The sequence below is a fragment of the Pantoea sp. E2023-21 genome (genome assembly GCF_051302795.1).
Classification (GTDB): domain Bacteria; phylum Pseudomonadota; class Gammaproteobacteria; order Enterobacterales; family Enterobacteriaceae; genus Pantoea; species Pantoea ludwigii_A.
In genome coordinates, this window is the sequence record NZ_CP195344.1 from 1,487,458 (window position 1) to 1,501,690 (window position 14,233).

15 protein-coding genes are annotated in these 14,233 nt (G+C 55.2%); 10 read left to right on the forward strand and 5 right to left on the reverse strand.

Annotation, left to right across the window (positions count from 1 at the left end; translation table 11 throughout):
- Window positions 1-253: 253 nt before the first annotated feature.
- The 9 genes from ACRQ84_RS07065 (at window position 254) to ACRQ84_RS07105 (ending at window position 9,413) form a co-directional block, all read left to right on the forward strand.
- The gene (locus ACRQ84_RS07065) at window positions 254-430 is read left to right on the forward strand and encodes a hypothetical protein (RefSeq protein ID WP_196762329.1); all 177 of its coding nucleotides are present in this window, start codon (window positions 254-256) and stop codon (window positions 428-430) included.
- Entirely contained in the window at window positions 420-914 is a 495-nt protein-coding gene (locus tag ACRQ84_RS07070) for an SH3 domain-containing protein (protein ID WP_483817586.1), read from the forward strand. The genes ACRQ84_RS07065 and ACRQ84_RS07070 overlap by 11 nt, the downstream gene beginning before the upstream one ends.
- Window positions 915-998: 84 nt before the next feature.
- On the forward strand, window positions 999-2,213 hold the full coding sequence (gene icmH, locus ACRQ84_RS07075) for a type IVB secretion system protein IcmH/DotU (protein ID WP_064738951.1): 1,215 nt from the start codon (window positions 999-1,001) through the stop codon (window positions 2,211-2,213).
- Window positions 2,213-4,327: a type VI secretion system membrane subunit TssM gene (gene tssM, locus ACRQ84_RS07080; RefSeq protein ID WP_483817897.1), complete on the forward strand. Its 2,115-nt coding sequence runs from the start codon at window positions 2,213-2,215 to the stop codon at window positions 4,325-4,327. Before icmH ends, tssM begins: the two co-directional genes overlap by 1 nt.
- 13 nt (window positions 4,328-4,340) lie before the next feature.
- Complete coding sequence (gene tagF / locus ACRQ84_RS07085) at window positions 4,341-5,039, forward strand: type VI secretion system-associated protein TagF (RefSeq protein WP_064738952.1); 699 nt, start codon at window positions 4,341-4,343, stop codon at window positions 5,037-5,039.
- A gap of 33 nt (window positions 5,040-5,072) precedes the next feature.
- On the forward strand, window positions 5,073-6,185 hold the full coding sequence (gene tagH / locus ACRQ84_RS07090) for a type VI secretion system-associated FHA domain protein TagH (protein ID WP_064738953.1): 1,113 nt from the start codon (window positions 5,073-5,075) through the stop codon (window positions 6,183-6,185).
- Complete coding sequence (locus ACRQ84_RS07095; RefSeq protein WP_483817587.1) at window positions 6,182-6,958, forward strand: PP2C family protein-serine/threonine phosphatase; 777 nt, start codon at window positions 6,182-6,184, stop codon at window positions 6,956-6,958. The genes tagH and ACRQ84_RS07095 overlap by 4 nt, the downstream gene beginning before the upstream one ends.
- Before the next feature lie 13 nt (window positions 6,959-6,971).
- On the forward strand, window positions 6,972-7,922 hold the full coding sequence (locus ACRQ84_RS07100) for a hypothetical protein (RefSeq protein WP_483817588.1): 951 nt from the start codon (window positions 6,972-6,974) through the stop codon (window positions 7,920-7,922).
- A 66-nt stretch (window positions 7,923-7,988) separates the two neighbouring features.
- Window positions 7,989-9,413, forward strand: coding sequence for a serine/threonine protein kinase (locus tag ACRQ84_RS07105; RefSeq protein ID WP_483817589.1), 1,425 nt, complete (start codon window positions 7,989-7,991; stop codon window positions 9,411-9,413).
- Window positions 9,414-9,419: 6 nt separating this feature from the next.
- Here the strand turns inward: ACRQ84_RS07105 and ACRQ84_RS07110 are convergent, their stop codons facing one another.
- Entirely contained in the window at window positions 9,420-10,091 is a 672-nt protein-coding gene (locus tag ACRQ84_RS07110) for a gamma-glutamylcyclotransferase (protein ID WP_483817590.1), read from the reverse strand.
- A gap of 237 nt (window positions 10,092-10,328) precedes the next feature.
- On the reverse strand, window positions 10,329-10,559 hold the full coding sequence (gene chaB, locus ACRQ84_RS07115) for a putative cation transport regulator ChaB (protein ID WP_064738958.1): 231 nt from the start codon (window positions 10,557-10,559) through the stop codon (window positions 10,329-10,331).
- A gap of 367 nt (window positions 10,560-10,926) precedes the next feature.
- Here chaB and chaA point away from each other — a divergent pair, with 367 nt between their 5' ends.
- Window positions 10,927-12,012 carry a sodium-potassium/proton antiporter ChaA gene (chaA, locus tag ACRQ84_RS07120; RefSeq protein WP_064738959.1) on the forward strand — a complete coding sequence of 362 codons (1,086 nt, stop codon included), beginning with the start codon at window positions 10,927-10,929 and terminating at the stop codon, window positions 12,010-12,012.
- A gap of 133 nt (window positions 12,013-12,145) precedes the next feature.
- Here chaA and kdsA read toward each other — a convergent pair whose 3' ends face one another.
- From kdsA to ACRQ84_RS07135, 3 genes are read right to left on the reverse strand one after another with little or no spacing between them, the layout of a single operon-like run.
- Window positions 12,146-13,003 carry a 3-deoxy-8-phosphooctulonate synthase gene (gene kdsA / locus ACRQ84_RS07125; RefSeq protein WP_483817591.1) on the reverse strand — a complete coding sequence of 286 codons (858 nt, stop codon included), beginning with the start codon at window positions 13,001-13,003 and terminating at the stop codon, window positions 12,146-12,148.
- A 25-nt stretch (window positions 13,004-13,028) separates the two neighbouring features.
- Window positions 13,029-13,838, reverse strand: coding sequence for an invasion regulator SirB1 (gene sirB1 / locus ACRQ84_RS07130; RefSeq protein WP_064738961.1), 810 nt, complete (start codon window positions 13,836-13,838; stop codon window positions 13,029-13,031).
- Window positions 13,835-14,233, reverse strand: a complete 399-nt coding sequence (locus tag ACRQ84_RS07135) for a SirB2 family protein (protein WP_064738962.1) — start codon at window positions 14,231-14,233, stop codon at window positions 13,835-13,837. The genes sirB1 and ACRQ84_RS07135 overlap by 4 nt, the downstream gene beginning before the upstream one ends.

Consider the following 14,233-nt stretch of genomic DNA (forward strand, 5'->3'; position numbering starts at 1 on the left):
GAAATGGGCAGAATATGGCCCGGAAATTCTGAAACTGCGAAAATTGTTTCGGCAGGCAATCTTTTTTGACGCACATAAATAGATTAATATTATTTATCATTTTTGATTGCCACTTTAAGCCACCAAATGCCATTGCGCACCCGCGCTTTGCTAACGGCAACAAATAAATAAAATAAGCTTATCTATCACCGTGACTATGTGTTTTATATCATCGGCCTGCGCTGCTTTTTCGCCCGCTAGCACGGGATTTCTCATGGCGCAATGGTTTGAATTCTCAAAAGTCTTAGGTAGACTTAGTTCAGCACTATCTTTCTGTAATCTGTCTGTTTTTTTGATGGCTTTCTCGCTGCCTAATCTGCCTGCCTTAAAGGCTCGTGCCGCAGATTACTCTGCAGCTAATCTGATGAAATTTGAGGATCATGGTGAATAAGAGTCTCGTGCTTGTGTTGCTGGCGGTACTAAGTTTGGCTGCTTGTAAAGCGCCACCGCCACCCGTTACTGATGACACGCTGGTAACCAGTGAAGTGAATGGCGTCCAACTGGTTCATCGTCATGCGGTGGCAGCACCTGGCGAATTCACGCCGGTCAATGAGAGTTATCGCGCGCTGTATGCAGCCTCTGTGATGACCACGCCTGATTATGGCGGCAAGGTGGTACGCTATCTTGATAACGCTAAACCGTTTGAAGTGATCGGCCGTGTTGAACACAGCTGGCTGGCGATAGCCGATGAGCCTAACGGCCCATTAATTGGCTACATTCCGCCAAAAGCCGGTGTGGAGAGCAGCCGTTATGACGCTACCCTTCGTAGCGATCGTCCGCGCCCCCGCCGCAATAGCAAACAGGTCTGCGTGGCCGTTGGAGGCGCCAGTAAAGCTTGTCGCACTAACGATACCGCGACCTGGATTTTAGACTGATAATGCAATCCGGCGCACCGTGCCCGCAGAGAGTTTCGTTCTGCGGGCTGTGATTTTCGCCCTTGCCTGGATAACCAAGATTTAATGACTCAGGATTCCCTTGCTCACGATGGCATTGTCGTGGGCAATGATAACCTTTTGCTTAATGCCGCAGCACCGATCCTGAATGCCGTGGTACGTATACGGCAGGCCGCGACGCATGACGATCCAGCCGGATTGCGCCAGTTACTCATCGAAGAGATCCGCCATTTCGAACAACGCTGTAAACAAGCGGGTTTAGCCTTTGAGATGATTATTGGTGCGCGTTACTGCCTGTGCAGCGTACTGGATGAAGCTGCAGCGCAAACGCCGTGGGGCACGCGCGGTGTGTGGTCCGGTAACGGTATGTTGGTCACGTTTCATAATGAGAGCTGGGGCGGCGAAAAGGTCTTCCAGCTGTTATCACGCGTATCGCAAAGCCCGCAGCAGCATCTTTGGCTGCTGGAACTGATCCACTATTGCCTGTTGCTCGGTTACGAAGGTCGCTATCGCGGCAGTGACAGCGGTCGCGCGCAGTGTGAAGCCATTCGTAAACGTCTGGCGCAACTGATTGCCGAGCATCGCTCGCCGAGCGCCCACCCGGCGGTGCCACTGGTGGAAGTGCATCCGCTGGTCAGCACCTTAACGCGTCCAATGGTGCCGCTGTGGGCCTGCGTCACCTTAGCGACGCTGGTGGCGAGCCTGATTTACAGCGGCCTGAACTGGCGGCTCGGCAACGCTGCTGAACCACTGTTACGCACCATTTACCAAACGCCATTGCCACAGATCACCCCCGGACGTCGTCCCACCTCACCCCAGGCGCTGCTCGATTTACATCAACGCCTGAATGATGTGATTGCCGCCGGACAGCTGGAAGTGAGCGACGGCGCGTTCGGCAGTAAAGTGATCATCCCCGCTGATAAACTGTTTTCCAGCGACGGTACCGTCGTCAATCAGGTGGGCCGCGCGCTGCTGACGCATGTGGCCAGCGCGATGAAAACCGTCAAAGGCACGGTGCTGGTGTCGGTGTATACCGATAACAGCCCGGTCGATGGCCGTTTCGCCTCCAGCTACGAATTCTCCTTTGCCCGCGCACGCGCCATCACGCAGCTGCTTAATCCGCAGCTCGCCGAAGGCCACAGCGTGAAAGCGGAAGGTCGCGGCGACAGCAATCCGCTGCTGCCGAATGACAGTAATGAAAACCGCGCCCGCAACCGTCGGGTGGAAATCACCCTGTTTGTGACACCGGAAACCCTCGGCAATCATCAGGGAGGCCAATGATGCGCGCATCACTGCAACATCTGTTAACCCACCGCTTGCTGTGGAGCCTGATTGGCGTCACGGCGTTGAGCTGCGTGCTGTGGATGCTCGGCCCCTTGTGGAGCTGGGGCGATACGCGCCCGCTTGAGCCCGTATTCCCGCGCCAGATCGCGGTCGGCCTGCTCTATTTCCTCTGGCTACTGTTCCAGTTTATTCCGGCACTGTGGCGCGGTTGGTTTAACAGCAAACTGCTCAACCGCCTGCAGCAGATGAGCCAGGAAGAGTTGTCCGATCGTCAGGCCACCGAAACCCTGCTGGCCCAGCGCTTCAGTGAAGCGGCGCTGCGCCTGAAGCGCACCCAGTTTGGCCGCCGTCATCAGCAGAGCTGGCTGGCACGTTTTCAAAGCCATTACCTTTATCAATTACCCTGGTACGTCATGATTGGCGCGCCGGGGGCCGGCAAAACCACCGCGTTACTCAATGCTGGTCTGGAATTCCCGCTGACCGACAGTCTCGGCAAAGCGGCGATTCGCGGCGTTGGCGGCACGCGGCATTGCGACTGGTGGTTCACCGACAGCGCGGTACTGATTGATACGGCCGGGCGTTACGCCTTGCAGGAGAGTCAGCGCGCACGCGATGGCGCAGAGTGGCAGAGTTTTATCAATCTGCTGAAGCGCTATCGCACCCGCCAACCGATTAACGGCGTGATCATGACCATCAGCGTCTCCGATCTGTTAACTGATTCGGCAGAGGCGCGCCATGCGCAGGCTAGCGCCCTGCGTGAGCGCATGGCGGAGCTGCATCAGCACACCGGCATTCAATTCCCTGTTTATGTGATGGTGACAAAAACCGATCTGCTGAAAGGTTTTATGAGTTTCTACGGTACCCTAAGCAAGCCGCAGCGCGATGCGATTTGGGGCTTCACCTTCCCGTGGGAACCGGGCAAACCGCATAAAGATGACTGGCATCGCAGCTTCAGTCAGCAGTATCAGCACTTAGAGCAGCGGTTGCAGCAGCAGTTGGCCGACGTGATGGCAGGCGAGCGCGATCTTACCCAGCGCGCCGATTGTTTCCTGTTCCCGCAAGAGTTCAGCTCGCTGCGTCCGTTGTTGAATGAGTATCTCGACGTGGTGTTCTCGAGTCATCAGGATCCGATTGCCTGGTCGGCGCGCGGTCTGTTCTTCACCAGCGGCACCCAGGAAGGGTTACCGTTTGACCGCATCATGGGTGAGCTGAACCGCAAATTGCAGCTGCCGCATACCGGCGAGAGCAGCCTGGCGGCCTGGGATAGCGTCAATCGCAGCAGCCCAATCCCTGGCAACAAAGGGCAGAGCTACTTTATCCGTGATTTGCTGAGCGATCTGGTGTTCCGCGAAAGCGGCCTGGCGGGCAGCAATCGCCATTGGGAATATCGCAACCGTCTGTTCCACTGGATTGGTTATGGCGTGCTGACCGGTGCGCTGCTGCTGCTCTCCTGTTTGTGGCTCACCAGCTATATTCAGAACCAGCGTTATCTGGACCAGGTTGCAGAGCGCATCGGGCCGATCACCACGCAAAGCCAGCAGGTGACCCATCAGCCCGCCGATAATATTTTTGATCTGCTACCCTTCTTAAATAACCTGGTGAAACTGCCGCTCTCCGAGCGTTTTTCCCTCGACAATCCTCCGCTTACCATGCGCGTTGGCTTGTATCGCGGCACCCAGGTCAGCGATGCGGCCTGGGCGCTTTATCAAAATGCGCTTAAGTCTTTACTGTTACCGCGGGTGGCTCAGCAGATCACTAACTTGCTGCGTGACGATCCGGGCACCGATAACGACTACAGCCGCAATGCGCTGCGTGCCTATCAGATGCTGTATCAGCCGCGCAATTATGACGGCGAGTTTCTGCGTGGCTGGCTGATGCAAAACCTGCAGCGCACGCTGCCAAGTGATGTCAGCGCGCGCGATTTGCAGCAGCTCGACTGGCATCTGAGCCAGCTGCTGGATCAGCAAATTCAATCTTCACCGTATGCGCGTGACAACGCGTTAATGATGCGCAAGCTGGCGGAGAATCTGAAAAATGCCGGTGACAGCAGCAACACGCTGGCGATTACGCCGCATGTCGTTTCGCAGCGATTGACCAGACACAGTGAGTAATGGTGAGGTAACGATGCCGACACACACTGCGCCAGGCTGGTACGGAAAGTTACCGGCCACCGGCGATTTTTTGCGCCAGCGTCTAAGCGAGAATACCGTGACGCCCTGGAGCCACTGGTTTCAACAAGGATTGATGCACTGGCATCAGCAGCCGGATGCCAGCACCGCACAGTTTCTGCGCGCGCCCGTGTGGAATTTTGTGTTGCCGCTTTCGCCACTGCGTCAGCAGGTGCAGATGGGCTGCCTGCTGCCGTCCAGCGATCGCGTTGGACGCACCTGGCCGCTGCTGGCGCTGCGCAGCTTTCCGCTGAGCAACTGGCACAGCGCACAGCTGGCGATGTCCGGCGATTGGTTCCAGGAGCTCGGCGCGCTGTTGCTGCACGCGGTACGCGATCGGCTCAGTCCCGATGCGCTGGAGCAGCAGATGCAGCGCTTGTCGCCGTTGCTGGTGCCGGATACGCAGCGCAGTGACATCATGGATGTCATTGGTTTTGATGATTTGCCCTGCACGCTGAGCTGGCGTGAAGTGGCCGACAAGTTCGATCCGCAGCAGCACATGAGCTACTGGTGGAGTAATCGCAGTGACGGTTTTAGCCATGCCACCCATAAACACAGTGGCCCGCTGACTGCGCAACTTTTTTCATTATTGTTTAACCCGGCGTCAGGTGCACAGCCGGGCCGCAACGGCCTCTATCCACCGATGTTTGAATAGGCCGTGGCGATTGCCTTGTTAACGGGATGACTCATGCAATTTACCATTGTGCAGTGCAATACGGATGTGCCCGCCAAGACGGTAGCCTTCAAACCGCCCGGCGGCACCATCGGCCGCAGTCAGGATAACGATCTGGTGCTGCCCGACGAATCGCGCGCCATATCGCGTCTGCAGGCGCTGGTGCACCTTTCGCCAGAAGGCGAGTGCCGCCTGACCAATCAGGGCAGCGTGACGTCGGTGGTACTGAACGGCGTAGCGTTGCAACGCGGTTCTCAAGTGGCGTTGCAGGATGGCGACACGTTACAAATTGGTGAGTACGGGCTCGAAGTGCGCGATCCTAATACCCTCAAAACTCAGCAGGACGACCCGCTGGCGTTCTTTGCCGACAGCAGTGACGATCCGCTCGGCATGCTGCAGGAACCCGAAATTATTCCCGAGCCAATCGCACGTCAGGAACGCCGCAACGATCCGCGTCTGGCCATTGACCCGCAAAGCGACGTGCCGACGCGGCCTGCCTTGTTGCCCGGTGCCGATCAGGACAAACTGATCGCCGCGTTGCTGGAAGGCATGGGGCTGAATAACGGCCATCAAACCACCATCACAGAAGAACAGATGCGCGTGACCGGACGTATGCTGAGTCTGTTTTCGCAAGGCACCGTCGCCCTGCTCTCCTCGCGCTCGATCCTCAAGCGCGGCGTGAAAGCCGATATGACGATGATCCTCAATGAGGCGAATAACCCATTCAAAATCCTGCCGTCCGGTAAAACCGTGCTAATGCAGATGTATCAAAGCCAGATGCCCGGCTTTATGCCGCCGGAACCGGCGGTGCGCGATGCGCTGGTGGATTTACAAGCGCATCAGCTTGGCATGATTGCCGGCATTCGTGCCATTATCGCCGCCATGCTGCAATCGTTTAGCCCACCGCGCCTGGAAGAAGAAGCCCGCAAAGATGGCGTGCTGCCAAAAATGGGGTTCAGTACCGGACGCAAAGCGGCGCTGTGGGACTACTTCTCGCGCCACTATCAGCGCACCGCGGGCGAAATTGAAGATGACTTTCATACGCTGTTCGGTGAAGCCTTCCTGCATGCCTATGATATGGAAGTGAATCAGTACAAAGACTCCCAGACGCGGACCGAAGACGCATGAAGATGATGTTTGCCAGTCGCTGCCAGCAAGGCATGCGCGACGAAAATCAGGATCGCACCGGGGCCGAACTGGACGAGCGTAAAGCCTGTTTTCTGGTGTGTGATGGCGTGGCGGGTTTGCCTGGCGGGGATATCGCCGCGCAGCTGGTGCGCGATACGCTCCTGACGCAGTTGCAGCATAGCGATATTTTTACCCCGGAAAGCACGCGCGCCGCCATCGAACACTGCCAGCAAGTGCTGATCGAGGCACAGGGAAACAATCCGAATTTTTCACGTATGAGCACCACCCTTGCCGCGCTGTTTATTGACCGTGAAAAACAGCTCGCATGGTGGGCGCACGCAGGTGACAGCCGGGTTTATCACTTCCGTCATGGGGTGCTAAATCAGGTCACGCGTGACCACAGTTTGGCCCAGCAGTTGCGTGAGGCGGGCTATGAAAATACCGGCATTAACAGTAATTTACTCTATAATGCGCTCGGTGTTGAGCCTGCACGTCCGGCGACCTTTAGCGAGGTGATTTCGCTGGCCGATGGCGATGCCTTTTTGGTTTGCAGCGATGGATTCTGGCTCAATCTCACCACCCACGAAATGGAACTTGCCCTGCGTATGGTGAATGCCTGCGAAGAGTGGCTAACTTTGATGGAACAAGCCGTTAACCGCAGTGTGAAAAGCGACAATCTCAGTGCTTTGGCAGTCTGGATTGGCGAACCGCAGGAAGCGACGCTGCTTTACTCCCAGGCTGATGCGGCACGTTTTATGCCGTCACGTTATTGATCCAAGGATTCTTATGAAAGTGTGGTTGACGGGCTTTGCAACGCTGTTGCTGGCCTTAAATGCGCAGGCTGAAGATTATCGTGTGGTGTATTCACCGAGCCTGTCATTGGAAGTCTACATTGATGACGTGGCCAGTAAGGCGCCCAACGACTGGTGTAAAGAGACGCTGCCGCTGCGTATCGTCTCGGGCAAAAGCACCGATTCCAGCATTCTGACCAGCTTTCTACCGCGCGTCGGTACATTGCTGGCAAATCAGTGTGGCTTGCTGGATGAGTTACCGTGGCAGATGACGAATAAAGACGGCAGCGTGTTGGCTAACGGCAGCGCAGCCAAATTACAAAACTGGCGCCCGATCGTCATCAATGATGCGACCGCCAGCGCCACCAGCAGCAATGCGGCGCCGCTCGATCTGTCGCGCCCGGCGGATAACACGCCGCTGCAACATTTTGCGCTGCCCGGCGGCTGTCATTTCCGCACCTGGTGGGACGACAAAGGCGAATCGCTGTTTATCCCGGATAATCCGAAGCAGCACTGCTCCACCGAAGGTTGGCTGGAAGGCCCAAGCGAAATGACGCTGATGAGCCAGGGTAACACGCGCAATGTGGCGCTGAACTTTTATCAAGGCTACCCGATTGCAGATTTGAAACTCAGCGGTCCGCCGCTTGAAGTGGTCTCGGTCAATAACCAACGCATGATTGTTACGCGTCCGGATGCCGATGATAGCTGGTTAGTGCTGCCCTTTGATGCACAACAGCATGTGTGGCGCTTCAGCGGCACACTCCTGATGAAGATGGACAAAACCGCCGATCAGGACAGCGATGCTCTGAAAAAGCGGGTTGAAACGTTACGCGGCGTTTGGTCGCCGCAATTTATGCCACAGCAAAAAGTGACTGTGTTACTGATTGACACCCTGCATGCGGATCTCGCCGATCCGGCGATTGGTGCCTGGCGTAACATTAATTAATTAGCGGTCGTTGCCTGCCGTCATCGTGATGACGGGGCGCTACAGGACGTGTTCAGAGAGTTCACTATGTCGGCAAACGAAAACCATACACCTAACGCCCTCCCTGCGGGCTACCGGTTTAATGAATTTGAAATCAAGGAAGTGATTGGCGGCGGCGGCTTCGGCATTGTTTATCGTGCCTGGGATCATCAGCTGGAACGCACCATCGCCATCAAAGAGTACATGCCGGTTTCGCTGGCGGTGCGTGCGGCAGATATGTCGCTGGAACTGCGCGGTGAGCGTTTCCATAAGCTGTTCACCGCCGGTCGCAACAGTTTTATTCAGGAGGCGCGCCTGCTGGCACGCTTTAATCATCCCGGCCTGCTGCACGTCTTGCGCTTCTGGGAAGAGAACGGCACCGCCTACATGGGGACGCTCTATTACAGCGGCATGACGTTGAAAGAGTGGCAGATCACCAGTCCGAACAGCATTGATGAAAGCTGGATTCGACGTCTGCTGCCGCCGCTGTTTGGTGCCATTGATACCATTCACGCCGCCGGTTATCTGCATCGTGATATCTCGCTGGATAACATTCAGATTCAGGAAAACCAGCTGCCGGTGCTGCTCGATTTTGGTTCCGCGCGCAAAGAGATCGGTAACCTCTCTGATGAAACCGAGATCATGCTTAAACCCGGCTTTGCGCCGATTGAGCAATACAGCGAAGAGGGTGAAATCGAACAAGGTCCGTGGACCGATATCTATGCGCTGGGTGCGGTGCTGCACAACCTGATCACCGGCCACGCACCGCCGGTGAGCGTGGTGCGCTGTATCGAAGATAACTATCAGCCGCTGGTGGAGCGCAAGCCGGAAGGCTATTCGCTGCCGCTGCTGAGCGCCATTGACTGCGCGTTAGCGATGAAGCCGGCCGATCGTCCGCAAAGTATTGATGCCTTCGCCAGCTTGATTGATCTGCCGGTGAGCGATGTTGAAGCACTCTCAACCACCCTTCCGGTGGTGGCAGAACCTGCTTTAGCGGCGGAACCGATCACCACTACGCCGGAACCGCAGATTTTAGCGGTGAACCATGGCGCCGCCGCGGTTGAACCCTTAACGCCGCGCAACGTGCGTCGCTTGTCGCCAGGTTTAGTGGCAGCCGCCGCGATTGCCGTTTTGGCGGTTGTGGTGGTGGTATGGAAAGCGAATCGTCAGAGCGAAGTGCCGCCGGTGGCTGTGAGCACCACGCCAGCCGCGCCGGCTGCGCCGGCTGCGCAAGGTAGTAATGCCGTGAGCAGCGCACCCACGGTAGCGACTGTTTATCTGCGTTTGCAGGCGGGTGAGAATGTGATGCTGAATGGGGAAGCCCGGGATGTGAAGCCTTCCACCAGCGGGTTTGCCTCGCTGAATCTGGCGGCCGGTAATTATCGCATTGAAGTGCGTAACGGCAACCAGGTGCATAGCCAATCGCTGACCATTGATAAGCCGGGAACCTGGCTGATTAACCCGGGTCAGTAATCCACTTTAGCGCGCTGCCGCATGACCCTGCAGCGCTCTGACTTCTGCCGCGAGGCGCGTCAGCGCCGCTTCCTGCATCCCTCGTTTACCCAGTTCTTGCTCCAGCGCATACAGATACTGTGCGTTGGTGCCGAGCGGACCGCTGGCCTGAGCAATCAATGGCGCGATGGTGCTACGGCAGGAGTCGGTTTCATACAGCGGATGACGCGGATCCATGATGAACACCAGCGCGGTCACTTTGCGCCCATCCTCCAGCACCAGTTCACACCAGGTCGGCAGATAGCAACCGGTGATCATCTCACGCTTCCACAGCAGCTCCAGCTCATCATGCAAGCGCGATTCCGGTAACCGGAACGCCAGTCCGCTGGTTGAGCCGCCCTCTTTCAGCGCCAGCATACGGCCTGGTGCGGTAACGGTACCGCGACCCGCGATCAGACGCAGGCAAAAGGCGCGGTGCCAGCCTTCTAATCGGCCTGGTGCCACTTCGGCCGCTTCAAAAATCGGATTCCACATCAGCGAACCATAGCCAAAGATCCATACCGGACTTTGATCAGGGCGGCAGGCAAGCGTCGCTGACAGTGATGCCGCGCGCTTTTCACAGCTCCAGAAAAGCGCTTCATCAATGTCGCCAAACGATGTTTTACAATCTGCTTTTAATAAAAATTCCCGCGTTAACACTGTTGTCTCCTCTACTGCGCTGACATCTTGCCGGTGTGGTTCCTTAAAACTGATGTCTACAGGCGACGCTCATGGCATCGTCTTAAGAGAAGACATTAATTCATTTTTAACAAAAATTTCAAGATTGACCCCGATCACAAAAGGGAAATTCTGTGTAAATAGCATCGGCTGCCTGGCGGGGAACTTGAATAGCGATGAAAAAAGTGCGAAGCGGGCCGCAATGGCCCGCATGACAAGCTAGTGTTTAGGATGCCACTTGTCGTCATCGCCTTTAGCATACTCTTGCTTAACGGCTGACCAAGCGACCTTGTGCGCGACCTCTTCTCGCGATTCGTCGCCGCGTCTGTCATCCGGATCTTTGTACTGGTCCCAGGCACTGTTAAACGCCTTTTGATAAATAGTTTGTGCGTGACTGGGTAACACATGACGCACGCTATCTGGCAGTTCTTTATGAGATGAATACGGCATATTTCCTCCTGTTTCATGCACCGGCCTTAAGCCTGGATCATCTGCGTTAAAATGCAAACCCTCACTTTCAGTGACAGAACGATTAAAGCAGGGTTAAACCAGCATAAATCATAGTATAAAGGGAGATTATTGCGAACAATTCCACCTTTAATCTGTTAATCCTCTATTGCAACATAATGAATATAGGCGCTAATCCAGCGATAACACGCTCTTTTACCGTGTTATATATAATAACGGCCTTTGGTAAAATCGCGTAAAGTCACAGCAGCATAGCTGATGAAAAGTTACACTGCGTTGCGTCAGAAAACTCATTATATTTATCAGGCAATGATTGCCTGCTTTGTACTTTTTCCGGAGAGGATGGTAAATGCCTGGACAAGAGAAAACCCGCCATACCGAGTACTCACTGATTTTCCCCGTTGCTGCGCTGGCGGTGCTGAGTTTCTTCGGCAACCAGACAGCGCTTCTGCCGGTTATCGGCATCAACTTGCTCGCCTTAGTCGCCATTCTCTTTAGCGCTTTCAGCGTGGTGCGTCACGCCGACGTTTTGGCACACCGTTTAGGCGAACCTTATGGCTCATTGATTCTGAGCCTTTCGGTGGTGATTCTCGAGGTGAGCCTGATCTCCGCGCTGATGGCCACCGGCGATGCCGCGCCCGCGCTGATGCGCGATACGCTCTACTCCATCATCATGATCGTGACCGCCGGTTTGGTGGGTTTTGCCCTGCTGCTAGGCGGACGCAAATTTGCGACACAGTACGTCAATCTGGCGGGCGTTAAGCAATACATGATCGCCATCTTTCCGTTGGCGATTCTGGTGCTGGTATTTCCCAATGCATTACCCGGCGGCAACTTCACTACCACCCAGGCACTGATAATTGCGGCCATTTCCGCGGCGATGTATGGCGTATTCCTGCTGATTCAAACCAAGACGCACCAAAGCTTGTTCGTCTATGAACACGAAGATGATGGCGATGATCCCCATCACGGTAAACCCTCGGCGCACAGTTCGTTGTGGCACACCGCGTGGCTGATTGTGCATCTGATTGCTGTCATCACCGTGACCAAGATGAATGCTAACCCGCTGGAAAGTTTGCTGACGGAGTTGAACGCCCCAGCGCAGTTCACGGGCTTCCTGGTAGCGCTGTTGATTTTATCGCCGGAAGGTTTAGGGGCAATTAGAGCGGTGCTGATGAATCAGGTGCAGCGCGCGATGAATTTGTTCTTCGGTTCAGTGCTGGCGACCATTTCACTCACCGTGCCTGCGGTGACAATCATTGCGACCTTAACCGACCAGCAATTGGTGTTCGGCCTTGAGCCACCGCAAATGGTGATGATGAGCGCCGTACTCATTCTGTGTCATATCTCGTTCTCAACCGGTCGTACCAACGTGTTGAACGGTGCCGCGCATCTGGCGCTGTTTGCGGGATATTTGTTGACGATTATGCTGTGAGTTGCAGGTCAGCATGAGCACACACTCTAGCGGCGTGATTAATCGCGCAATACATTGCGCCGTTAGCATATTTATAATTTGCGCATTACAAACATAAAAAAGGCGCCATCGGCGCCTTTTTCACATCTGAAAATCATCTGTTGCTGGTATCCAGCTCTGGGAAACTCTTCACCAGATCGTCAATCGCTTTCATCTGCGCCAGGAATGGCTCAAGCTTATCCAGCGGCAGCGCGGAGGGACCATCACACTTGGCGCTGTTTGGCTCTGGGTGGGCTTCGATGAACAAACCAGCAATGCCAACCGCCATACCGGCACGCGCCAGTTCAGCGACCTGCGCACGACGGCCACCAGACGCCGCGCCGAACGGATCGCGGGTTTGCAGCGCGTGGGTTACGTCGAAGATCACTGGGCTATTTTGGGTGACATTCTTCATCACGTTGAAACCGAGCATATCGACAACCAGGTTGTCATAACCGAAATTGCTACCGCGATCGCACAGGATAACCTGGTCGTTGCCGCCTTCGACGAATTTGTCATAGATGTTACCCATTTGGCCTGGGCTAACAAACTGAGGCTTCTTCACGTTGATAACTGCGCCGGTTTTCGCCATCGCTTCCACCAGATCGGTCTGACGTGCGAGGAATGCCGGCAACTGGATCACATCCACCACATCCGCCACCGGCTGCGCCTGCGACGCCTCATGCACGTCAGTGATGATTTTCACGCCGAAAGCTTGCTTCAGCTCCTGGAAAATCTTCATGCCCGCTTCCAGACCTGGACCACGATAGGATTTGATCGAAGAACGGTTCGCTTTATCAAAAGAGGCTTTAAATACGTAAGGGATGCCGAGTTTGTCGGTGACCTTAACGTAGTGTTCGCAGATGCGCATGGCGAGATCGCGCGATTCCAGCACGTTCATGCCGCCGAAGAGAACGAATGGCAGATCGTTTGCGACCTTAATATCGCCAATACTCACTACTTTCTGTGTCATGCCCTTTCCTTTTATTTCGGTACGCTTAGTGCAGCGTCACCTGTTTCTGTTCAATTGCGTGAATCTGCACTTTAATCATTTCGCTGACCGGATCTTCAGGACACTGTTCAACGAAATAGGTCAAATCAGTCAGCGCGATGTGTTCGCACTCTAATTGCGCGTAGATCAAACCGCGATCGCGAATTTCATAAGGATCGTCCGGATCGATCTGCAGCAACACCTTGCTCACGTTCAGCGCCAGCTCCATCTGCTTCTCTTCCATCAGCGCGGATTTCAAGGTGTCGAGCATCTTGCGCATCACATTGATGGTCTTGGCTTCGTCGAGATCGTCGTTATACAGCTTGGCGGTTGGGCTGATATTGCCTTTGAGCCACACTTCCAGCGTGTGCGTGTCCAGCGTCTCGCCGTTGAACGGGTTGATCAGCCACATTTCGCCATCCAGCCAGTCGGCACGCAAAATCAGCTGCGTCGGGAAAATCACCGGCATCAGCGGCAATTCCAGCTCATCGGCGATGTGCAGCAGAATCACTCCCAGCGACACCGCGGTACCCTGACGACTCTTTAACACTTTGTCGATCCACAGCGCGTCAGAAAGATTGTAAACGCCACTGGCGCCGCCAAATCCCCACTGACGATAGAACAGCTCCAGCAGCTTACCCAGCTGCAAATCGGCGTCCTGTTCACTGCTTACGAACTCACGGGCTTCATCTACCAGTGCCGCCAGCTGTTGTTGCACAGACGGCGCGGAGAAATCATTGCGTATGGCGCATGTGGCGCCAATCACCGCTTCACTCAACGGTGTATCACTGTAATCGAGTTGCTCTGGCGAGGTCATACAATCCCCAATAACGGCATTTTGGTCATCGCCAGCTTAATCACAAACAGTAAAGCTACGATTGCAATCAGGAAGGCGATCCAACGTGTCCCCATTTTACGTGGGCGACGGCTCAATGCCACGGAACCTAAGGCGATGTAGATAATAACCCCTAACAGCTTCTCCGTCAGCCAGCTTCCTTGCGGTGTGAACGGATAAAAGTGCGTGATCATTACTAACAACGCACCGCTTAACAGCAAAAAGGTGTCGTTGATGTGCGGCGCAATGCGCACCCAGCGGCGCTGTAGCATGGCTGAGCCAGTGCTCTGCCAGTAGAAACGCAGCAAAAATAGACTGATGGTCAGGGCGACAGTCAGCAAGTGAAAATGTTTGATCAGGGGATACCAGCTCGCCAT